Raw genomic sequence first — 22,231 nt, forward strand, 5'->3', positions numbered from 1 at the left:
ACTTGGGATTTGATGCGTCTAGGGTTTTAAGCGTTTTGGCGCTTCTGGTGTTTGGGTGCTTTGGTGCTTTGGTGCTTTGTAGAAGCCCAAAAGCTTTGCATAATGTCTTTGTTACCCAGAATCTAAAATGCCTTATATGAAGCGCAAAGTCAAGCAACCAGCAAAAGCGACTAGCCCAAACTGCTTTAAGTCTCACTAAATATCTTGACTATTGAAGCACGCAAGCTATTTTAGTCACGCAAGCTATCTTAGTCGTGCAAGTTATTTTGGCCACGCAGGCTATTTTGGTCGCGCAAGCTATTTTAGCCACACAAGCTATTTTGGCCGCGCAAATGCCGCCAAAATCATCCTAGCTGCACCAAGCCACCTTCATCGCCCAAATCATTTAGCCACAAACCACCTTAATCCAATTGCCATTTTTGTTGAAAATAAGCTCCTCTGGATAAAGCAGGGCAATCTCTTTGATTTTGTCATGCGTCAAAATATTGCGATAGCCCAGCGTTTTGACTTCGCTGCGGATTCTTTTGATAGTCACGGAGCTGTTGGCGGCTTTTGCGTGCCGCTTGTTGTGCTTTAGCACGATGTCGCGGATAATATCTTTGTATTCTTGCTCATCCTGCGCGGTTTGCAGGCGCAATGCTGTGATTTTCCCCTCGATATTTGTTTTTGCAAAAATAATATTTCCTTCTAGCACGATTTTGGTGCATATTTGCTCCCAATCTTTTTTGAAAGCAAACTCACGAAGCGCTTGAATAGCAGCCTTATAATCCACCCAGCCACTAGGCGTTTTATCGCGCGTCAATACATAGATAATCTTTTGCGTATCAGCATCATATTTTTCACTATCTGGGATATCAAAATCTTGCAGATGAATAAAAATATCAAATTTATTTTTTGACAAAGAATCAAATGTCGTCAAAGCGATAGAGTGCCGCTTGTGTTTCCTGATAGCATCGGTCAAAAGCGTGAAATCTTGGTCATTGCTTACAATAGCGATATGCGTGATATCTGGCCTGTATAATAGCGTCTCCATGACATCGATAATAATGAGCGTGTCGGCATAATTTTTCCATTTATTTATAGGCAGCTCTATCATTTTGCCATTATTTTTTTCGATTATCGAGGCGAGAAAATGATGATGCATCGTGAAGTGCCCATAAAACTGCTTGCTAGCAACATGGCCTATTTTTTCTAGATTCTCAAAAGCCATTTTGATAAAGGCGATATTGTTGATATTTTCACAATCGACAAATAGCGCGATTTTTGCGTATTTTATATGGAATAATCTGCCAAAAAAGTGCTTCCAAAATAATAAAAATTCATTTCGTATATATTTTATATCGAGTTGCATTACAAACCTGCTTTTTATAATTTTTGGATTCTAGCATATTAATGCAAATCGATAGGAAGTTGTTTTTGAGGAAGTTGCTTTGAGATAGCGCGCTTTAGGCTGCTTTAGAAAGCCTTAAAATGATGTTTAGCAAGATGCGAAGTTTTGGGATTTGGCAGGGCAAATTTTATGCGCCTTTGAAGTACTCTTTAAATAGCAAAAATTTATTTGGATTCATAAAGTGGATTTTGTTATTTAGCTTTTGGAGTTTTTGGAGTAAAATCGCGCTTTGTTTAAAGCCCACCTTTTCCTCCTCTTGCTTGCTGATTTTTGAAGCAGATTCTAGGCTTTTGATAAGGCTTTCTGGCACAAACACGCCGGGCAATTTATCGCGCAAAAAAAGCGCAGTTTTGTAACTCAAAATGGGATAAAATCCAAAAATAAGCACGCTTTTGCGCCCATACTCGCTATTGAGACGCTCTAGGCTATTTAGCAAAAACTCCCCACTTTTCTCATCATACACAGGCTGGGTGAAAAAGCCCTCCACATCGCTATTGCTTAGCTTTTTAGCAAGCTTTGTTTTAAGGCTTTCCATATTATTTGCATAAGAATTAATGACATGAAAATTATAGATTTTTTGCACGCGCTCACTTAGGGGCTTGTGATTTATGCCATAGCCGCTATTTAGCGTGTCAATAATGCGCGCGAGTTTCAAGGAATTATCCTCAAACACGCCTTTAGATTCTATGCAATCCCCAAGCTTGATAGAGTCCCCTGTAAGGCTCAAAAACGCGCGCACGCCAAGTTCATTTGCCGCTAAAATATCGCCACAAAGCGCGATAGAATTGCGATCTCGCATGCTAAGCGTGCAAATGAGGGGCTTTTGTAAGAAATTTTGCAGTTTGAGCGAGCTAAGAATGGATGAGGGCTTAAAGCGCGCTAGCGGGGAATCCGTGCAGACAAAGGCATTGATATAGTCTAAATTTTTGAGCTCTCTTATAGAATCTACTTCGATTTTCCCGCTTAAAGGCGGAGTGATTTCAAGGCTCAAAAATGGCGCGCTTGTGTGGAGGTTGGCAATGGTAGATTCTAAATCTATGCCTAAAATTTTTGCTTCCATTTTTTGCCTTTTTGCTCTCTTGTTTTAATCCGCTCGCACCCAGCGTTTCAGGCGCGCAGCCCACACAAATGCGCGAGAATCCCAGAATCTACTTTTAAAACTCTCGCGCCAGATTCTGAAATGCGCGCTAGATTCTAAATCCACACACAAAAATCTAAAATTACAGCTTCGCGCGCACCGCTTTTGTCGCCTCTACCATATTTTTAAGGCTCGGCTTTACCTCTTCCCATTTACGCGTCTTAAGCCCGCAGTCTGGGTTTATCCAAAGCTGTTCTTTTGGCAGCACTTCTAGCAGCGCCTTGATTTGCGCTTCTATCTCTTCCACGCTTGGGATTCTCGGGCTGTGGATATCATACACGCCCGGACCCACCTCGTGCGTGTAGCCCACTTGTTTAAAGATTTTTAGCAGGCTATTGCCACTGCGCGCGGTTTCGATGCTTATCACATCTGCATCCATCGCCTCGATGGTTTTGATGATATCATTAAACTCGCTATAGCACATATGCGTGTGAATCTGCGTGCTAGATTCCGCCACGGCGGTGGAGATTTTGAAGCATTTAAGCGCCCATTCCTCATACGCCTTGATATTTTCCGCGCGCAAAGGATAGCCCTCTTTAAACGCCGCTTCATCGACCTGAATAATCCTAATCCCGCCTTTTTGCAAATCATCAATCTCATCAGCGATGCCTAGCGAGATTTGCTCGCACACTTGCGCGCGTGAGAGATCATCGCGCACAAAGCTCCAGTTTAGGATAGTCACTGGACCTGTGAGCATCCCTTTCATAATCTTTTGTGTGAGGCTTTGGGCGTATTTACTCCACTCTAGTGTCATGGCTTTTGGTCGGCTCACATCACCAAAGATGATAGGCGGCTTCACGCAGCGGCTGCCATAGCTTTGCACCCAACCATTTGCGCTAAACACAAAGCCCTCCATCTGCTCGCCAAAATACTCCACCATATCATTGCGCTCTGGCTCGCCATGCACGAGGACATCAAGTCCGATTTCCTCTTGGAATTTCACGCAGTCTTTGATATATTCCTTAATGCCCTCATCATAGGCATTTTTATCAATCACGCCTTTTTTGTAGTTTTGGCGCAATGCGCGTAGTTCTGGCGTTTGCGGGAATGAGCCGATGGTCGTCGTAGCCAAATCGCCATAGCCAAGATTCTCGCGCTGAATCTTAATGCGCGTCGCAAAATCTTCTTTGCGCGCTTTTAGCGTGTTTGCACTCACGCGCTCGCGCACAGCTTTATTGTTGGTGCGTGAAGAGTTCGCGCGCGCAGAGTTGATCGCTTTATTTTGCGCTAGGAATTCTTTAGATTCTGCCTTTGGTGCGCTAGATTTGAAAAGATCCTCTAGCACCTCTAGCTCGATGAGCTTTTCTTGCGCGAAACTTAGCCATGAGAGAATCTCTTTATCCATTTTGCTTTCGTCATCTTTGCCAAAAGGCACATGCAAAAGCGAACACGACGCGCTTACGACGATTCTATTTTTTGGCACAACTTGCGCGATTTTTTCTAAAAGTGCAAGTTTAGATTCCAAATTTGCCACCCAAATATTGCGCCCATCAATCACGCCCGCGAAAAGCACCTTATCGCTATTTGCGATAGCCTGCAGGCTTTCAAGGTTTTTCTCACCATGCACGAAGTCAAGTCCGATACCATAGATTGGCGTTTTTAGCAAAATCTCGGTAAATTCCTTGCTATGCTCAAAAAATGTGCTGACAATGGCTTTCACGCCTTTTTTAGCGATGTTTTCATACACGCTTGCCACTTCATTTTTATCAAACGCGCTAGATTCTGCTGCGCCAAACACCTCCTTTTCGCCTCGCACGAAAATCGGCTCGCTAAACTCAATCACGACATTCGGAATCTTTGCCACGATCTCATCGATAAGCGCTAGATAGGCATTTTTCACCTTGCTATAAATCTCTTTTGGTTCGCCTTTGATGATTTTGCTAAGTCCAAAAAATGTAAAAAGCCCGATGAGGCTGATTTTTGGGCTATAGCCTAGATTTTTGGCTTCATTATACTGCGCGATGATAGCGCTCGCATCGGCTTTGTAGCTATCATCAGCGCTAAGCTCTGGCACGACATAGTGATAGTTTGTGTTAAACCATTTTGTCATCTCACATGCCACCGCGCCTTTCGCCCCACGCGCTAGCGCGAAATAGCCCTCTAGCCCGCTTGCGTTTTTGAAGCGCGCAGGCTTTGCATTTAGCGCATAAGCCAAATCTAGCACATTGTCATAGTAGCTGAAGTCATTCACGCATACATATTCTAGGTTTTTTTGCTTCGCCCAGTGCTTTGCGCGCAACTCTTTTGCCACGCTTTCAAGCTCGCTTTGGCTACATTTGCCACTCCAAAACGCCTCTAGCGCTTTTTTGAGTTCTCGATTCTGCCCGATTCTTGGGAATCCGATGATGTTGCTCATAGTTGTCCTTTGTGATGAAATGATTTTGTAAGTGCAATTGTGGCACAAAATTTTAAAAATACAATATGTGTTTGCATAAAATTTGTGAAAAATTTTGCTATCACACGCTAACAAAATCACTCCAAACCTCGATATTTGCGAGAAAAAAGCCAAAAATATCCGCCCGCGCAAAGGCATAACAAAAAGTAACAAACACGCATTGTGTTTAGCAAAAATTGGCAAAAAGCTGGGCTAGAATCTATATTTGGCATTGTCAAAAAGTAATAAGATAGGCAAAGTATGAAGCGGCGGAGATAATGCCAAAAGAATTATAAAGCCCAAAGAAATATAAAGCCAAAGAAATATAAAGCGGGAGCATAAAACAAAGAGGCGCAAGCTGGCAAAGCAAGCTTTAAGCTTTTTGCCTATCTTATTGGGTATAATCCTAGTCCATGAGCTGCCATTTGATAAAAGATAATTGTGCCTAATGATAATTTAAGATAATATTTGCAGGCAAAAGTGGCGACTAAATACGACAGATAAAGGCTTATTATGCAAATCAAATTAATGGGTGTTTTATTTATGCTTTTTAATTTTTACACCCAATCTTTAGTAGCTAGCACCAATTCTTGGTTTCTTAATCCACTAAAAACCGATTTTCTTTCGATAAAAGAGGAATTTGACTTCACTAAAAAAGGCAATGTCTATGAAAAGACCTTTAGAATGCCTCTTGATTTATTAAGAGCGTGGGGAGGCAATTATGTAGATATTTTTGTCTCTTTTGATTATGCGGATGGTTTAAAATCTGTAAAATCAGATTACTGGGAGACAATGCCAATACAAAATGCGAGAGATTTTTCTTATAGGGTTGAGGAAATAAGATATCCATACATCGATAAGGTTCGTGGTGAGCCTGCTTATTGGATACCAGAACGCAAAGAAAGGGTTAAACAACTCCTAGAAGCTTATCATCCAAATCAAGACATTAAACTTAAAATAACCTTTATGCCCTTAGGAAATCCCAAAAAAAAAGCAAGAGCAAATCATAGAATTTCCTTTGTATTTTGTAGGAAGCAAAAAAAATTATTTAACAAAAATGAGAGCCTATATAAAAACTTGGAGAAGGTATTATGTCAAAATAGAAGTTTTAGAAAATGCAACTTTGCCAATATGGTATTACACCAATTGTGGTTATTGAGTCCTCATTTTACAAATAGGAGTTTTATGTCAAGCTACTACATTCAAATTTTTATAGAGAAAGCTAAAGCCCCCTTAAATAATGGCAAGAAATCTTGGGCGGGGCATATGTGGTTTAAAATCTACGCGTTTGATGAGTGGGCAGATAAACGCTCATTATTAAAAATATCAATATTTTAGGTAAAATTTGATTTATCAAAAGGAGCAAAAATGGGTGGTGGGTTAGTTTATGGAGCTCTTCTGATAGTATTTGTAAGCATTGTGTCTTTGACTAGCTTTTTATTTATCGCCAATATATTATGTTTATTTATATTTGCCTGCATAAAATCTACAACAAGATTTATTAATTTATATTTTATCATTGGCGAATTTTTTGGGGCTTTTGCAGCTATTGTGCTTGGATTTTGTATTTATGCTCTTTTGGGGCATCATTATTTTTATGAGTTTTTTAAAGAGCCTATTTTTTATATTATTTTTGCCTTTCTTATATCTTTTTTCTTTACTATACCAAATATGCTCCTTTTACTCATAATATTTATAGTGTTTAGGTATGAGCTAGGTGACAAAAATGCCCTAAATAAAAATAGAGAAATAAAAAACTATAGAATCAAAAGCATTGTCGCTGGGATATTGCTTTCATTATTTGCCGCTAGTTTATGTATGGGTGTTTTTTATTCAATTTCAAATTAAAATATAAAAAGGAGCAAAAATGAAATTTTTGTTAGGGGCGTATTGATGGGCTTGGTTTATTTTAATTTTGAAAATTTATCGACTTTATTTTTTTATATGTTTAATAATTTTACAGCATGGATATTATATGGACTTTTTCTTGCCTCTTTTGCATTAATACCAAAAATTAGGCAGTATTATGCAATCAAAAACTTTGTCTTGATTTTCTGCATTAGCAGTTTTTTATATAGCGCTATATGTCTTTTAATTTTTTATTTTCTAGCATTTATTATGCAATCATTTAATTTTATAATAAACGGCTCCATCACTGCGATAGTTAGCATCTATTTGATTGCTGGTTGTTTTATGGGTGTTGTATCAAGCATACTTTTTATATTAATTTGTTTTCTGATGCCTAAAAATGAAGTCGATGCAAAATCATCTGGCAACCAAATAAAAATAGTCTGCATTATAAGCCTTATACATTATATCTTATCGCCTCTTTTTTGTTTGGTTTTTATGTTTTTGAGAGGGCGAGGTTATTGATGAGTCGCGCTGACTTTCTTGATTTTATCTTTTTTACTATTCTTTTATATGGTTTGGTGCTTCTTATTTGGAGCATAATCCCACAAGTCAAAAAGTGCCTTTTCAAAAAAGATTTTATAAGATATTGGAGCATTTGTGGCATATTATATTGGATATTAGCTGCAATCTTTTGGAAAATTTACGCAGGCTTAAAAATTAGTAGCGGCATTTTTAGATGGCTTGAATGGTCTGAATACTTTTTATTTTCTATAGTGCTATGTGTCGTGTCTATTATATATTTTATGATTTTTAGATTTTTTAGCGACTACAAAACTAGCCAAAAGACCAGCCAGAAACCCGATACAAAATATTTATCAAAAAATGAAAAAATAGGAGTTGTCATAGCGAGTTTTATACATTTTTTGATTTCACCCATACCCTCTATGGCATTTTATTATATAATATGCCGCATCATAAGTTTTTTGCTAAAAAATATTCTTGGAGGATAGATAATGACTGATGGTTGGGGATTTTTGCTGTATATGGCTTTAATTTATGGGTTGATTGCAGCTGGGCTATCTTTCCTGCTAGTTTTATTTTTTTTGATATTTAGATCATTTCGTATTTTTCTGTGTTCAAAAAGCTTTTGGATTGCTTGGATTTTGCCCTGTTTATTGCTTTCTACTATATGCGTTAGTACAGGTTTGCGTATTGGCATGGAATGGAGGTGGTTGGAACTGCATATAGGCGGACTATCTTTACCTTTGGTATATTTTTTGAGAAAAGCTTTTATAAGAAAGCATCTAAATCTAGTCCCAAATAAATTGTCATCATGGATTATATGGATTATTCCGATGAGTATTTGTTCTTTTTTATTCATCTTGGTTTGTATATTGTTTGGTTTATATGTAAATACATATATCATATAATATGAGGAGAAAATACAATCAATGTTAAATCATTACCAAAACACCCAAACATACTTCAATCTAGGCTGCGATTTTAGAATCCTTACTCCCACATTTAAAGATATAGAAGTCTATCCCTCATCAATGCCTATAAATGTGAGGATTGATTGATGGATTGGAGAGGATTATTAGAGTTATCTGTATTGTATGGATTTATGCTTCTTATTTGGACTCTTATCAGACCTGGTTATAGGGCTTGTCATAAAAAAGATTTTCTAAAATGGTGGAATATCTGTAGCGTGCTCTATTGGATATTGATTATAATTGCTTGGAAAATATACGAGATTTTAGGGATTTATCCTTTTTTTGATTGGCTATCACTATGCATTGGTCCCTGTGTTGTATCTAATATATACTTTATGGTTTTTAGATTTTTTAGCAGCATGGTTTCTAGATTTTTTAGCAACATTGTCTTTAGATTTTTTAGCGACCAAAAAACTAGTCAAAAGCCCGGCCAGAAACCCAATACAAAATATTTATCAAAAAATGAGAAAATAGAAGTTGTCATAGCGAGTTTTATACACTTTTTTTGATTGCTCCTGTGCCCGCTACGCTATTCTTTTTTCTGTTGCATTAAGGAAAGACACAATGTTTAACAAAGATTACCAAAACACTCAAATATGCTTCAACCCAGACTGCGATTTATAGCTGCATTTTTAGGCCGCGTTTTTTGACCCAACCAAAAATCCTCAAGGAATTTTTGTATAAATAAAATAAGGGCGTGCTAGCGCCAAACCTAGATTCTAGTTTTTAAAAAAACTAGAATCCAAAATTTGCAAGGCAAATTTTCAGTCAAATCAAATCTTCGCGCTTTAGCGCGGCACCTTAAAGGCGTGACAGGGGTAAGGGGATGCCAAAATAAATTAATGGACGACTAGGGGGCAGTCTTGCCAAAACAAACCAAGCGAGTTTCTTTAGCAAAGCGTTGGTTTCTTTAGTAATGATGGAAATGATTTTTTTGGATTCTGCAATCAGTTTAAATTTGCCAAATCGTCGTTGTGAGTGGGTTCGCCACGAAGCAAAGCGCCAGCTTCGCATCTAGAATCCAAACGCCAAAAATTTAGATTCTCAAATCTATGCAAAATCCAAACGCCTAGAATCTAAATCGCAGAATCCGCATCAAATCTAAACACCCAAAATCTAGAATCTACATCCTGCTAAGCCATAGCGCGACATTGTCTTGCTCGTATTTTAGGTGCGTGCTGTCGCCATGCCCGGGGAAAATTTCAAGGTTTGGCATATCAAGCGCCTGAAAGCGCTGCAAAGATTCTCGCATATCTTCCACGCTTGAGTATGGAAAATCATAGCGCCCGATGCTTCGCTTGAAAATAAAATCGCCGCTATATATTTTATCCCCCACGATTACTATCGAGCAGCCCGGCGTGTGCCCCGGGAAATGCAGATAAGTCACACGCTCACTTTGTATATCAAGCTCCGCCCTGCCTTTTTTGCACTCCACCAGCACGCTAGGCGCACAAGGTGTGAGCCCTGTGTCAAAGCAGTCACTCTCCATCATAAACGCATCCGCGCTAGGGCAGTATATAGGCAAATCCGGCAGCGCCTCGTGGATGCGCGCGACATCATAGATATGGTCAAAATGCCCGTGCGTGATGAGGATAGCAAGCGGGTTTGGCGCGGATTCTAGCACCCACGGCGCGCTTCCCATACCGGGGTCTATGATGAGCTCGCCTTGCGGCGTTTGCACGATGTAGCAGTTTGTCTCATAAGGTCCAAATGCCTTGCATAAATGCGGATAGCTTGGGGTTTGCATTTGTTTGCTCCGTTTTTGTGATTGTTGTGTTTGCGTTCTTGCTGTGCGTTTTTGTGCTTGCGCTTGTGTTTAGCGCGCGATTTACGCTTGATTTGCGGGCGTCAAAGATAGCGGGCTAAAGCGGGCTTTTGCGCCAGAATCTAGAATCTAAAATTTCAGAATCTAGAATCCCAGAATCTAGATTCTCGCGCATCGCACCTCTAAAGCCAAAGCCAAACTAAGCCAAAGCCGCGCCCAGCTAAACCAAGCTAAACCAAGCTAAACCAAGCCAAACCAAGCTAAACCAAGCTAAACCAAGCCAAACCAAGCCAAACCAAGCTAAACCAAGCCAAAGCCGCGCGCCTACACCGCCTCTTCTTTTTTGCGCTCGATTTTTGCGCCAAGCATCGTTAGCTTATCCTCTAGCTTTTCATAGCCTCTATCTAGGTGGTAGATTCTATGCACTCTGGTGCTTCCCTGCGCGACAAGCCCAGCTAGCACGAGCGCGGATGATGCGCGCAAATCTGTAGCCATCACATCCGCGCCCACTAGCCCATTTTTGCTATCATTGATACCGCCATTTCCGACGATTGTAGCGCTATTGCCTTTTAGCGTGATGTTGGCACCCAGCCTTTGCAGCTCGCTTACATGCATGAAGCGGTTTTCAAAAAGCCGCTCTTGGATGAAGCTCGTCCCCTCGCACTGCGTGGCTAGCGCCATAAACTGCGCTTGCATATCCGTGGGGAATCCGGGGTGCTCGGTAGTGACTATCTCAAAGCCCACGCGCTTTTTTGCAGGCGTGATTTCTATGCTATTTTTGCTAGCATTTATGCCAAAGCCGATTTGCTTTAGCTTCTCTAGCATGGCTTGCATATGCGTAGGATTGGCATTTGTGAGGCGTATTTGGCTATTTGTCATAGCACCCGCGCATAGATATGTGCCTGCCTCTATCCTATCTGGTATCACCTCTATAGGCGCAAAATCAAGCGCCTCCCTATCGCTCCCCTCTATCTCTAGCGTGGAAGTCCCTATGCCTTCTATCTTCACGCCTGCACTCATCAGCACTTCGCACAGCTGCACGACTTCTGGCTCTCTGGCGGCGTTTATGATTTGCGTGCGCCCTTTGGCGAGCGCTGCTGCCATGATGACATTTTCACAACCTGTGACGGTGATTTTGTCAAACACGATTTGCGCGCCTTTTAGCCCCTTTGGCGCGCTAGCGATGATGTAGCCGCTATGTATGTTTATCTCTGCGCCCATTTTCTCCATCGCCGCTATATGTAGATCAACAGGGCGCGCGCCGATAGCGCAGCCGCCGGGCAGGCTCACTTCGCAATGCCCGCAGCGCGCGAGCAGCGGTCCTAGCACAAGGATAGAAGCGCGCATTTTACGCACTATGTCATAAATCGCTTTGGTGTGGATGATCTGGCTCGCATCGATGGATAGGCTATGTGGATTCTCCCACTCGATATTGCAGCCCAGATGCTCGAGCAGTTTGGCTAGAGTTTTTACATCGGCGACATTTGGGAGGTTTTGTATATGCACTTTGTTTTTTGCCAAAAGCGCGGCGGAGAGCAGCGGCAGGGCGGCATTTTTCGCGCCGGATATGGCGACTTCGCCCTTTAGCTCGCTTCCGCCTATGATTTCCAAATAATCCATAATGCCTCCTTGAAATATAAAAATCGCGAAAATATAAAATGTCGCAAAATAATGCCACAAAATGTCGTGGCTGGCGCTTTGCACGCGGATTTTGCGCGGATTCTGCGCTGGCTAGATCCTGCTGGATTTTGCGCGCTAGATTCTGGCGTTTTAGGTTCTAGTGCTAGAATCTAAAATCTGCAAATAACCCACAAAATCCACAAATAACTTGGTATTATAGCAGAATCTATCCATAAAATGCGCTATAATGCAAGCTTTTGATGCGACGCTTAAGAATCGCAAAACGCAAAACGCGCGACATTTGCAAAACCGCGCAAACTCGCAAAAATTTGCTAAATCACAACTCTACCCAAAGGACAACCATGAAAAAACTTTTCACCCCCATCACCTGCACGCTAGATTTTATCACGAAATATTTCAAAACTTTTGTGTTTTTGACTATCTTGGCATTTATCGCGCTAGCCACGAGCGAGCCCACGCAGACGCTAAACCTCGCTAGAATCTACATAAAAGGCATGATTTTAGATTCTGCCTCTTTGCGCGCGCAAATCGATGAGATAAACAAATACTCCTCCATAAAAGGCGCGCTTTTGGTGATAGATTCTCCCGGTGGTGCGCTTGGCGCTAGCGTGGAGATGGCAGATCTCATCAAATCGCTAAAGGCAAAAATGCCCGTAGTCGCGCACGCAGAGGGCGTGATGGCTAGCGGATCGTATTATGCAGGCGCGTATGCTAGCGAAGTATATGCCAATCGCGGAAGCCTAGTAGGCAGCATCGGCGTGATTTTCAATGGCTTCAACATCGAAGAACTCCTGCAAAAAATCGGCTACAAACCAAGCGTGATAAGCGCTGGCGAATACAAAGAAGTGGGCGCGTATTATCGCCAGTGGAGTGCCAAAGAGCGCGCATATATCGAGAATCTAATCAAAGAAGAATACGAGATGTTTGTAGCCGATATAGCAAGCGCGCGCGGGCTAAAGGTAGCGGATTCTGATAGCTTCGCGCAGGGCAAAATATTCAACGCGCCAAAAGCCAAAAGTCTAGGACTCATCGATGACATAGGCTCAAGGGATGATGCGATAGAAGCGCTAAAACGCCTAAGCGGCGTGGAAAATCCGCAATGGCTAGAAAAAAGCGCGCTGCAAAGCTATATGGATCGCGCACTAGAATCAAGCGCTAGCATCGCACTCGGCGCACTTTTTGGCATGGGGCTACGATGAGATATATACTCCGCATAAGCGCGCATGATGCGCTGGGGCTTGTGTATAAGGTGTCGCGCGTGCTGTATGAGGCGGGGCTAAATATCGAGAAAAATGATGAGTTTGTGGATAATGAGCATGATTTGTTTTATATGCGCACGCAAATCACAGGCACGCTAGATATAGGCGAGGTGGAATCAAAACTTCGCGCAGAGCTAGCGCCGGATACGAAGCTAGAGCTAAAGCAGGCAAAGCCAAAATCGCTAGTTATCCTAGCGACGAAGGAAAATCACTGCCTAGGCGATCTGCTGCTGCGATATGAAAATGGTGAGCTAAACGCGCATATCCAAGCAGTCATCGCAAATCATAATGATTTGCGCGATTTGGCGGGGCGGTTTGGGATTCCGTTTTTTTGCATAGAATCTAGCGGGATGAGTAGAGAGGAGCATGAGCGCGCGCTGAAGGCTAGGCTGGATGCGTTTGCGCCGGATTTCATCGCGCTGGCAAAGTATATGAGAATCCTATCGAGCGAGTTTGTCGCGCACTATCCGGAGCGCATGATAAACATACATCATGGATTTTTGCCGGCATTTATCGGCGCAAATCCTTACAAACAAGCCTTTGATAGAGGCGTGAAAATCATCGGCGCGACGGCGCATTTTGTCACCAAAGATCTAGATGAGGGACCTATCATCACGCAAGACATCATCAAAATCGACCACAACTACACTTGGCAGGATATGCAGCGTGCTGGGCGCGACATAGAAAAAAGCGTGTTTGCGCATGCGCTTGATTTGGTGCTAAATGATAGGGTATTTGTCAATGGAAATAAAACGATAGTGTTTTAGTTTTTGGCGGGTTTTTGGTAGTTTTTTGGCACTTAATTTTGGATGGCATTTTGTTTTAATATTTTTTTAGCTTTTGGTGATATTCTGTTTTTATTATATTTTAGTTTTTTAGTTTTTTAGTTTTTTGGATTTTTTTGGCGAGTAACTTGGCTTTTTAGATTCTGGCGCGCATAGTGTCATTGCGAGACTTGCGCTAGCAATGCAAAGCAATCCATAGAAAACAAAGTGTTATTTAGATTCTGGATTTATGACAGAATCTGAAAAATTGTTAGATTCTATACTTTTGGATTCTGGCTTTTTAGTCGCTAGTCTTTTGCCTTTATCCTTGCCGCTAGTCGCCAGCTTCTTGCAGGGGGACAGGGGGCTTAAATTGCCGAAGTAAATCGCAGAATCTAATTTTAGATTCTGGTGCAAAATTTAGCCTTTTGACAAGAAAGTTTTAGCCCTCGGGATTTACCATAACTAGCCCAAGAACTAGCAAAAGCCGATTCTGCATTATTTTTTATCTTATTTATCCACTTTTTATTTGTCATTTTTATTCCTCTTGAATATTGGCCAAATCATCGCATCCCAATTCTTTTGTATCTTCAGTAAAAAGCCACCCATAATACCACGCAAAAGACCCTCTCATATCTTTCCAAGTCGCAAAAAGCACCGCATCCCTATCTATAATCTCATCATTTTCAATAGTAACGCGTATCTCAAAATGATAAGACAGCCTGCCGCTATAGGCAATATTGTCAAAATTATAAAAAAATTTGTTTGGCACAATATCGCCATCCACATTTTTAAGGCTATTTCTTTCTTTGACTTGTATCATCGTATCCCAGTCCATATCTGCCAAGGCGAGCAATCTGGCGAAATACTCATCATCTAGATGACCTTTGCGTTTTTGATATATTTTTGGGTCTAGCTCGCATACTTTTTTAAACTTATGATAACTCGGCTGGGCTGCATAAGGCACAAGCCAACCATATCCATAACACCCGCCAAACAAAAACACAAGAGGGGCTATAGTGGCAAAAGGCCTAAGAGACTTGAAAAGCGTGAGAAGCTTAAGCGTTGCTGGTGATTTGTATTTTTTTGTCATTTTATTTTTCCTTTTGTGCTTCATAGATTCTATGGAATCTATAGATGGGATAAAATTAGATGGAATGAAAATTTTATCTTATTATTTTGTTTGTTTTATGATTTGGATTCTGATAGATTCCATTAGTCATTGCGAGCAAGTGAAATAAGCGCGGCAATCTATTTTGAAATATTTAGAAAAATTATGATTTTACGATGTTGATTATCTTATGGATTGCTTCGCCTTGCTGGCGCAAGTCTCGCAATGACGCGCAATGTTTCTTGCCATTACTAATTGTGAAAATAGCATATAGGCCACGCTATTGTGGCGTTTTCTCGCCTTTGTTATCGCTACTGCGTGAGTCATTTTTGTTGTCGCCATTGCGTAAGTCGCTTTTGGCAAATTCTACGATTTTGGAGGCGATTTTATCTAGCGGGAGTATCTCATCGACAGCGCCCACTTCTATCGCGCGCTTTGGCATGCCAAACACCACGCAGGTTTGCTCATCTTGCGCGATGGTTTTTGAGCCATTGTCATGCAGCTCTTTGATGCCTATGCAGCCATCATCGCCCATGCCTGTAAGCATGATAGCTAGCGTGTTTTTGCCAGCGGTGTTGTTGGCTGCGCGAAATAGCACATCCACGCTTGGGCGGTGTCTGGAGATTCTGGGTGCCATCACCATGGGATATGCGGAGTATCTGCCGCTGTCATAGCTTAGCATTATCTGCGTGCCGCCTTTTGCTAGGTAGGCGCAGTCGTTTTTGAGCGTCAAGCGCTCATTTACTTCAAACACGCTTAGCCGCGATTTGGAATCTAGCCTTTTGGCAAGTGTGAGGCTAAAAGTCTCTGGGATATGTTGGGCGATGACGATTGGCGGGAGGTTGCAAGTGGGGAGCATCGACATTATCTCTTCTAGCGCGAGCGGTCCGCCGGTCGATGAGCCAATGACGATGAGTTTTTCGCGCGTGATGAGGCAGGGCGAGCTTTTGATAAGCACATCTGGATGCAGTCTTTCTTCTATCTCGCGCTGGGGTTTTGTGTCCCTTTGTGGTTTTGGAGGCTGGAGCTCTTTTGGATTGATGATAGCCATAGATTCTGCCTATTCTTTTATCTTTATATAAGTTTTGTTGCCAAGCCGCTCGAGCTTTTCTTTGAGCCCTAGCACATCCTCGGCATGCCCGATGTAGAGCGTGCCATTCATCTTTAGATGTCTAAAAAGCCTATGCAAAATCGTGTTTTGGTCATGCACTTTGAAATAAATCAGCACATTGCGACAAAAAATAACATCAAACTCATCTTTGCGGAAGGGGTAGTTGTTGTCAAAAAGATTGAGTGGGAAAAATTTTATCATTCTTTTTAGTTCATCTTTTGCGCGGATTTTGCGCGTGCCATCGGCGCATTTTTGCAAGGTGTCAAAGTATTTATCCATATTTACCCAGTTTGGCAGATTTAGCGTGGGGCTTAGGGTGAAAAGCCCTTCTTCTGCCTCTTGCAGCACGCTCGTATCGATATCACTTGCTAGAATCTCGACATTGCACGAGGAGTTATAAATCTCGCTAGCATGCAGCACGGTAGCAGCGATAGAGTAGGGCTCTTCGCCAGTGGATGAGGCGGCGCAGTAGATTCTGATGTTGAACTGGTTTTTAAAAAGGCTTGGAAGCACCCTATCTAGCATATCTTGGAAATGCGCTTTCTCGCGGAAAAAATCGGTTTGGTTGGTGGTAAATGCGTTTATAAAAAGCTGCCTTGCTTGCGCGTTTCTGCTAGCAAGCGCGATGAGCTCGCCTGTCGTCGTGATGCCTTCAAAGACGGGGAATTTTTTTAGCGTTTCAAGGCGGTTTTTTATCATGGTTTGCTTGGAAGTATCGAGATAAATACCCGTGATTTTGTAGAGATATTCTTGGATATCTTTCAATGATTTGCTGATATCAGTTAGCAAGCGGGTATCCTTTGTGTTTGGTTGGCGCATTTTGGCTTAAGGCGTTTTGGTTAAGGCTTGGGCTTTGATGCGTTTGGTGTGATACTTTAGAGCTAGATTCTAGAATCTAGCCAGCTTCAAATCTCTAAAAGCCTTTTCAAAGCGACTCGCTCAAAAAGGCTTGCAGCTAGCAAACATATCTTCAAAGTATTTTAGCGATTTTCTCACAATATGTGTATCATCATCGTAAAATAATGTCTCATAGTTGTTTTCAAACGCGTTTTTGCTCCAGTTTGCCGAGCCGATGAAAAGCAGATTCTCATCGATTATCGCCATTTTTTGGTGCATTATACCATGATAGTTTCCATTTTGCGCTTTTTTGCCTTTTAGCAAGCAGGCGGTTATGTTGTTGTATTTATCAAGATAGCCAATGACAGAGCGAGAATCTTTTCTATTGCCTTCATCAAAGATGATGCGCACCTTTACGCCGCGTTTGGCGCTATCACGCAGGGTTTTGGCAAGCTCTCGATTAGTAAAGCTATATATGGATATATCGATGCTTTTTTGCGCCGTTTTTAGCGCGGTTTGCAGGCTTTTTAGCGCTTGGGCTTGCTCGTATGGCATCATAAATAGCTCACTTCTAGCGTGGCTAAAAGCGCATAGGCATAAGCAGAGTGCTAGTATTTTTCTCATCTTAAATCCTCTTTTAGGCGAAAAAGTATGGTATAATGCGCGAATTCTACTCAAAATAGGTAACTTTATGAAGATAGTTTTGCTAAACACAGATCCAATGGTAGCCAAGCTCATAGAAGCCACCGCCAAAAAGACGGGGCTAGAGCTTGAGGGGTATGCGAGTGTGAGCGAGCTTGATGCAAGCAGGCTTGGGAAAGATTGTTTCGTGTTTGTCGATGAGAGCGCGGTGGGCGAGCATGGCGATGTGGCAAAGCAGCTTGGCAAGGACTTTTTGAGCTGTTTTCTCTATGCCAAAACAAAGGCGCTAGATACATATAAATACTTGGTGAAAAAGCCGTTTTTGCCTACGCAGATTCTGGATATGCTAGAGGATGAGCTACGCAAAATAGGGCGCGATCTAAGCAATGCTGCCTCTGCGCCGGCAAAAGCAGATATAGCAAAAGTGGATGCGGAATCTGAAGATGTGGATTCTGGCGCTTTAGATTCTGGTGTGACTGGTGATTTAGATTCTGGTGCGCGCGGCGCTGGTGTGGCTGGCGCTGGCTCGTTTGGCGCTGGCGTTGGTGCTTTGGATGCGGGCGCAGAATCTAGCATTGGTGCAGAATCTAGTGCCGGCGCTTTGGATTCTGGCGTGGGATCTAGCGCTGGTGCGCGCGCGGGGCTAGATTCTAGCGCGCTGGATAATCTCGGGGATTTTGACATCACGCAGGATTTTGACGCAGATTTGCCATTGCCGCCACTGCCTGAAATCGATGGGCTAGATTTGGGCGCTGGCGATGCTGGCGGCATCGATGATGCTGGCGCCAAAAAAGTGGATTCTGAAGCCAAAAGCGCGGATTCTAGCGCTGGCGATGAAAAGGTGGATTCTGAAGCCAAAAGCGCGGATTCTAGCGCGCTAGATTCTGGTTTGAGCGCGGATGCTGGCGCAAGTGCTGATGATGCAAAGATGCCAGATATTATGAGTGCCGAGGAGCTGGAAAACAAGCTTAGCGCGATTGATGATTTTGATTTGGGTGCGCTTGGAGAGCCTAGCGAGATGGGCGATGCTGGCGATTTGGGATTGCCGGATGCGTTGGCAAATGACGAAGTGCTACCAAATGATACAGAGCTAAATCTTGAGCTTGATGATGACAAAGGCGATGCGCTAGATATTGGCGCGCCGGATGCTGATATGCAAAGTATTGATATCGCAAGCGCTGAAGAGCCAGAATCTGCGGAGCCACTGGGCTTTGAGCATCTCGCGGAGGATAATCACCCGCTCGAAGATAATATAAATGCGCTTGGCGATCTTATCGGCGAGATGGGCGATGATGTGGGGCAAGATGATGGCGCGGTGGCTAAGGCGGATGTCGATTTGGATGCCGGCGCGGAATCTGAAGCGGATTCTGCGGAATCTATCGAGGAGCCTTGCGATCCGCAAGTAAGCGCGATGCTGGATTCTCTGCAAGACAAGGCGCATAAGCTGGAGAAGCTAGAAGACCCGGCAGGCGCGAGCGAAAAAAGCTCGGCGGATGCGGAATCTAGCGAGGCGGATTCTGATGTGAAATCTAGCGAGGATGCTAGCGAAGTGGATTCTAGCGCAGAATCTGATGTGGGTGCTAATGCGGATTCTAGCCACGCGGATGCTAGTGTGCTAGATATGGGCGATATTGCAGAAGTGAAGCGCCTTTTGGGCGATGATAAAGATTTATCAAGTGATGCAGAATCTAGCGCGCCAGATTCCAGCAAAATACAAGAATCCAATGAAATAGAGGAAGGGGCGGAATCTAGCGAGGCGGATTCTGATGCTGATGAGCTGGATTTTGCTGATATTGAGCCGGATGATTTGGCGGCGGCTGATATCGAGGAGGAAGCGCCGACTGCCAATAATGCGAGCCAAAAAGAGGACAAAGCGGATGAAGGCGCAGATATCGCAAGCAGCGATATAGCAGAGGATGTGCTAGCGGATCTAGCAAGCACAAGCATCGCAAGCGATGATGTGGGCGATACGAGCGGTGATGCAAGCGAAGATATGGGAGAGTTTGGCGATATTGCTGGTGATGATTTGGATTCTAGCGCAAAATCCAAGGCGGATTTGGTGCAAGATTCTAAAACCACTGCAGAATCCGCAAAAAGCGATGCTAGCGAAGATGACTTTTTGGAGCTTGATGAAAAAGAGATTTGTGAGGCGCTTGGCGAAGAGGCGCCACAGGATTCGCAGGATTCGCAAGATCTACAGGAGGCCTCGCAAGATTTTGGGGATTTGCAGGATTTGCCAGAGCCACAAACGCCAGAATCTGCAAGTGCTAGCGATGAGAGCGAAAAAAGCGAAAAGGACGATAAAGATATCGATGATTTAGCGCATTTGGTGGATTTGGGCGCAGATGTGGATTCTGGTGTGGATTTTGACGCAGAATCTAGCGAAGATTCTGCAAAGACAGATGCTAGCCAAACTAGCGACACCGCAGAATCTAGCGAAATCGACATCATGCCAGATATCATCGCTGATGAGCCAGCGCAAAACGCGCAAGAGGAAAAAGAAATAGAGGAAGCACAAATAGAAGGGGCGCAAACAACGCCAAGCGCGCAAATAGAAGAAGCGCAAGACGCCGATGCGGGTTCTATGGATTTGGCATCAGCGCAAGAGCAAGAGGCGCCAAGCGCGCACGAGCACGAAGCCAATCACACGAGCGCGGAGAATCTGCCCGATGATTTGGGAAGCTTTGGCGCGGGGCTTTCATCTATCAGCGATTTGCGCGATGATATGCAGATGATGGGCGATAGAGACGCGGGGCAGGGTGCCAGCAAATCACCAGCGGATTCTGGCGATCTGGGTGCTATCGGCGATGAGATGAGCGATGCGAGCGCCATTGATTCGAGCGCTATTGATGCAAATACTGGCGATGCAAACCACGCGGCGCGCGCCAATGAAGCCCAACAGCGCATGATAAGCGAGCTTTTGGCAAACAAGACGCCAGAGGAGATCCGCTCACTGCTAAATGGCGCGCAGATCAGCATAAATATCAGCTTCTCGGATAAGTAATGAAAGTAAATCATCAGCACAAAAACGCCGATAAAATGGGCGCAGAATCCATGAGTGCGAAAGCCAATGCATCAGAATCCAGCGCAAAAACCATAAACGCAGAATCCGCCAGCGTAAAAAATGCCAGCACAAAATCAGATTCTGTAAAATCTGCCAGCCAATTAAGCCGCGCGCGCCAAGTAGCCCAAAATAACCAAAACAATGCGCCAAGCCAAAACAACCCAAACAACCCAAACAACCCAAACCACGATAGCCAAGCCAGCCACGACAGCCACGACCGGCCCAAAGCTTATGGGCGCATCCTTATCCTATCAGGTCCAAGTGGCAGCGGCAAATCCACGCTTTGCAAGATTTTGCAAGAAAATTTTAGCGATATTTACTTCTCTATCTCCACCACCACGCGCGCGCCACGCGAGGGCGAAAAAGATGGCGTGCATTATCATTTTGTGAGCCAAGAGTCGTTTATCGAGGATATCAAGCAGGGCGCGTTTCTGGAGTGGGCGCAGGTGCATAATAACTACTATGGCACCTCGTTTGCGCCGATAAAGCGCGCGCTAGAGCAGGGGAAGCTAGTGATTTTTGATGTCGATGTGCAGGGGCATCAGAGCATCAAAGAGCATTATCGTGGGTTTGCGCGCTCGGTGTTTATCACCACCAAATCCAAAGAAGTGCTTCGCACTAGGCTTGAGAGTCGCCAGACAGATTCTGCGCAAAACATCGAGCTTAGGCTGCTGCACGCTTATAATGAGATGCAGCATATCGAGCATTTTGACTATCTCATTGTAAATGATGATTTGGAGGCTGCGCGACGCGCGATTTTGGGGATTGCGACTTCTTTGGAGTTTATCCCTCAGCCTAGCGTTTATGGCTCTTTGTGGCAGGATTGGGCGCAGGCGTAGCGCGGATTTTAGGCGGGTTTAACTAAAAATACTCTAGAATGCGAAACTATTTTGCAGACTAATTTTAAGGAGATTTTATGGGCGGTTTTAGTTGGTGGCATTGGCTGATTGTGCTGGCGGTGGTGTTACTGCTTTTTGGTGGCAAAAAGATCCCAGAGCTTATGAAAGGGCTAGGCACAGGTATCAAAGGCTTCAAAAAGGCGGTGCGCGAGGATGATGATGAGATAAGTGCGGAGAGCGTGGATGCAGAATCCAAGCCCACTTCCCAAGCGCAAAGCGCGCAACCGATCTCACAAAGCGCGCCCACATCCCTGCAGGCTTCAGCCAGCGCGCCAGCAGAAGCACCACGCAAAAGAGGGCGCCCGCGCAAAGTAGATGCAGAATCCACCCCAAGCGCTGCCAAAGCGGCTACTAAAACTACCACTAAAACAGCCGCCAAGACAGCTACTAAAACAACGGGTGCAAAAACCGCCAAAGCGGCTGGGGCTGGCAAAACAGCAGGCGAGGCGAAAGCCACCAAAGCCACCAAAACGACAAGGGCTAAAACATCAAGCAAGGCGAGCTAGGTTTATTATCGCAGGTGGCGTAGGGATGGTGTCAAAACAAAGTTTTTGGCAGCCTAACAAAAACATAGCAAAAATAGAATCTAGATTGCTTCGCCTTTTGCAAAGGCTCGCAATGACGAAAAAGCCTTTTTGGATTCTGTGATAATTTAGAATACGCAAATCGTCATTACTAAAGAAACTCGCTGCACTCGTTTTGCGAGCAACGAAGTTGCGAAGCAAAGCGCAAGCTTCTTTAGTAATCCATAAAAAAATCCGCAAGGATTTTTGCGTAAAATAAAATCTTCGCGCGCAAGCGCGGCACCTTGAAAGGCTGACAGGGGTAAGGGGGTGCAGGGGGACTAGGGCTGTCTCTTAGACACGTCTGGCGGGGGGGGGGGCGGGTGGGG

The 22,231-nt window shown here is 43.7% G+C and carries 21 protein-coding genes and 1 pseudogene; 10 read left to right on the forward strand and 12 right to left on the reverse strand.

The window, feature by feature from the left end; all coding sequences use genetic code 11:
• Positions 1-385: 385 nt before the first annotated feature.
• The 4 genes from BKN38_RS04825 to metE all read right to left on the reverse strand — a co-directional run bounded on the left by BKN38_RS04825 (position 386) and on the right by metE (position 4,884).
• Positions 386-1,351 (reverse strand): NYN domain-containing protein, encoded by a 966-nt coding sequence (locus tag BKN38_RS04825; RefSeq protein ID WP_066456857.1) that lies wholly within the window; start codon positions 1,349-1,351, stop codon positions 386-388.
• 166 nt (positions 1,352-1,517) lie between these two features.
• Complete coding sequence (locus BKN38_RS04830; RefSeq protein ID WP_066456859.1) at positions 1,518-2,450, reverse strand: methylenetetrahydrofolate reductase; 933 nt, start codon at positions 2,448-2,450, stop codon at positions 1,518-1,520.
• 24 nt (positions 2,451-2,474) lie between these two features.
• Positions 2,475-2,600 (reverse strand): hypothetical protein, encoded by a 126-nt coding sequence (locus BKN38_RS11820; protein ID WP_256325538.1) that lies wholly within the window; start codon positions 2,598-2,600, stop codon positions 2,475-2,477.
• A gap of 10 nt (positions 2,601-2,610) precedes the next feature.
• The gene (gene metE, locus BKN38_RS04835; RefSeq protein ID WP_070957714.1) at positions 2,611-4,884 is read right to left on the reverse strand and encodes a 5-methyltetrahydropteroyltriglutamate--homocysteine S-methyltransferase; all 2,274 of its coding nucleotides are present in this window, start codon (positions 4,882-4,884) and stop codon (positions 2,611-2,613) included.
• Between the two features lie 531 nt (positions 4,885-5,415).
• Between metE and BKN38_RS04840 the strand changes: the two genes are divergently transcribed.
• Both BKN38_RS04840 and BKN38_RS04845 read left to right on the forward strand, forming a co-directional pair.
• Positions 5,416-6,240 carry a hypothetical protein gene (locus BKN38_RS04840; RefSeq protein WP_233712903.1) on the forward strand — a complete coding sequence of 275 codons (825 nt, stop codon included), beginning with the start codon at positions 5,416-5,418 and terminating at the stop codon, positions 6,238-6,240.
• Between the two features lie 30 nt (positions 6,241-6,270).
• A complete protein-coding gene (locus BKN38_RS04845; RefSeq protein WP_066456868.1) occupies positions 6,271-6,750 on the forward strand; it encodes a hypothetical protein in 480 nt (159 codons plus the stop codon).
• 323 nt (positions 6,751-7,073) lie between these two features.
• Here BKN38_RS04845 and BKN38_RS11825 read toward each other — a convergent pair whose 3' ends face one another.
• A complete protein-coding gene (locus BKN38_RS11825) occupies positions 7,074-7,199 on the reverse strand; it encodes a hypothetical protein (protein WP_256325539.1) in 126 nt (41 codons plus the stop codon).
• A 75-nt stretch (positions 7,200-7,274) separates the two neighbouring features.
• On the opposite strand from BKN38_RS11825, the gene BKN38_RS04855 reads away from it, so the two are divergent.
• Positions 7,275-7,763 (forward strand): hypothetical protein, encoded by a 489-nt coding sequence (locus tag BKN38_RS04855; protein WP_066456875.1) that lies wholly within the window; start codon positions 7,275-7,277, stop codon positions 7,761-7,763.
• 441 nt (positions 7,764-8,204) lie between these two features.
• Complete coding sequence (locus BKN38_RS11830; protein WP_256325540.1) at positions 8,205-8,333, forward strand: hypothetical protein; 129 nt, start codon at positions 8,205-8,207, stop codon at positions 8,331-8,333.
• A gap of 1,036 nt (positions 8,334-9,369) precedes the next feature.
• On the opposite strand, the gene BKN38_RS04870 is transcribed toward BKN38_RS11830, so the two are convergent.
• Entirely contained in the window at positions 9,370-9,993 is a 624-nt protein-coding gene (locus BKN38_RS04870) for an MBL fold metallo-hydrolase (protein WP_066456889.1), read from the reverse strand.
• A gap of 342 nt (positions 9,994-10,335) precedes the next feature.
• Positions 10,336-11,631 (reverse strand): UDP-N-acetylglucosamine 1-carboxyvinyltransferase, encoded by a 1,296-nt coding sequence (murA, locus tag BKN38_RS04875; protein ID WP_066456896.1) that lies wholly within the window; start codon positions 11,629-11,631, stop codon positions 10,336-10,338.
• 51 nt (positions 11,632-11,682) lie between these two features.
• Here murA and BKN38_RS11835 point away from each other — a divergent pair, with 51 nt between their 5' ends.
• The 3 genes from BKN38_RS11835 (at position 11,683) to purU (ending at position 13,678) form a co-directional block, all read left to right on the forward strand.
• Positions 11,683-11,805: a hypothetical protein gene (locus BKN38_RS11835; RefSeq protein WP_256325541.1), complete on the forward strand. Its 123-nt coding sequence runs from the start codon at positions 11,683-11,685 to the stop codon at positions 11,803-11,805.
• Positions 11,806-11,993: 188 nt separating this feature from the next.
• Positions 11,994-12,851 (forward strand): signal peptide peptidase SppA, encoded by an 858-nt coding sequence (sppA, locus tag BKN38_RS04880; protein ID WP_066456899.1) that lies wholly within the window; start codon positions 11,994-11,996, stop codon positions 12,849-12,851.
• Positions 12,848-13,678: a formyltetrahydrofolate deformylase gene (gene purU, locus BKN38_RS04885; protein ID WP_066456903.1), complete on the forward strand. Its 831-nt coding sequence runs from the start codon at positions 12,848-12,850 to the stop codon at positions 13,676-13,678. The genes sppA and purU overlap by 4 nt, the downstream gene beginning before the upstream one ends.
• Positions 13,679-13,906: 228 nt before the next feature.
• On the opposite strand, the gene BKN38_RS04890 is transcribed toward purU, so the two are convergent.
• The 5 genes from BKN38_RS04890 to BKN38_RS04910 form a co-directional block, all read right to left on the reverse strand.
• A complete protein-coding gene (locus BKN38_RS04890; protein ID WP_066458043.1) occupies positions 13,907-14,092 on the reverse strand; it encodes a hypothetical protein in 186 nt (61 codons plus the stop codon).
• Between the two features lie 121 nt (positions 14,093-14,213).
• A complete protein-coding gene (locus BKN38_RS04895) occupies positions 14,214-14,768 on the reverse strand; it encodes a hypothetical protein (RefSeq protein WP_066458040.1) in 555 nt (184 codons plus the stop codon).
• Between the two features lie 298 nt (positions 14,769-15,066).
• Complete coding sequence (locus BKN38_RS04900) at positions 15,067-15,837, reverse strand: CheB methylesterase domain-containing protein (RefSeq protein WP_083329090.1); 771 nt, start codon at positions 15,835-15,837, stop codon at positions 15,067-15,069.
• 9 nt (positions 15,838-15,846) lie between these two features.
• Positions 15,847-16,686, reverse strand: a complete 840-nt coding sequence (locus BKN38_RS04905) for a protein-glutamate O-methyltransferase CheR (RefSeq protein ID WP_233712902.1) — start codon at positions 16,684-16,686, stop codon at positions 15,847-15,849.
• A 150-nt stretch (positions 16,687-16,836) separates the two neighbouring features.
• Entirely contained in the window at positions 16,837-17,358 is a 522-nt protein-coding gene (locus tag BKN38_RS04910; protein WP_066458035.1) for a phospholipase D-like domain-containing protein, read from the reverse strand.
• Positions 17,359-17,425: 67 nt separating this feature from the next.
• Between BKN38_RS04910 and BKN38_RS04915 the strand changes: the two genes are divergently transcribed.
• The 3 genes and pseudogenes from BKN38_RS04915 to BKN38_RS11840 form a co-directional block, all read left to right on the forward strand.
• Complete coding sequence (locus BKN38_RS04915; protein ID WP_066458032.1) at positions 17,426-20,380, forward strand: hypothetical protein; 2,955 nt, start codon at positions 17,426-17,428, stop codon at positions 20,378-20,380.
• A gap of 299 nt (positions 20,381-20,679) precedes the next feature.
• The gene (gene gmk, locus BKN38_RS04920) at positions 20,680-21,279 is read left to right on the forward strand and encodes a guanylate kinase (RefSeq protein ID WP_066458046.1); all 600 of its coding nucleotides are present in this window, start codon (positions 20,680-20,682) and stop codon (positions 21,277-21,279) included.
• A gap of 77 nt (positions 21,280-21,356) precedes the next feature.
• A pseudogene (locus tag BKN38_RS11840) lies at positions 21,357-21,495 on the forward strand (twin-arginine translocase TatA/TatE family subunit); the annotation flags it as partial.
• Positions 21,496-22,231: the final 736 nt, after the last annotated feature.

Source organism: Helicobacter sp. CLO-3 (assembly GCF_001854545.1).
GTDB lineage: Bacteria > Campylobacterota > Campylobacteria > Campylobacterales > Helicobacteraceae > Helicobacter_B.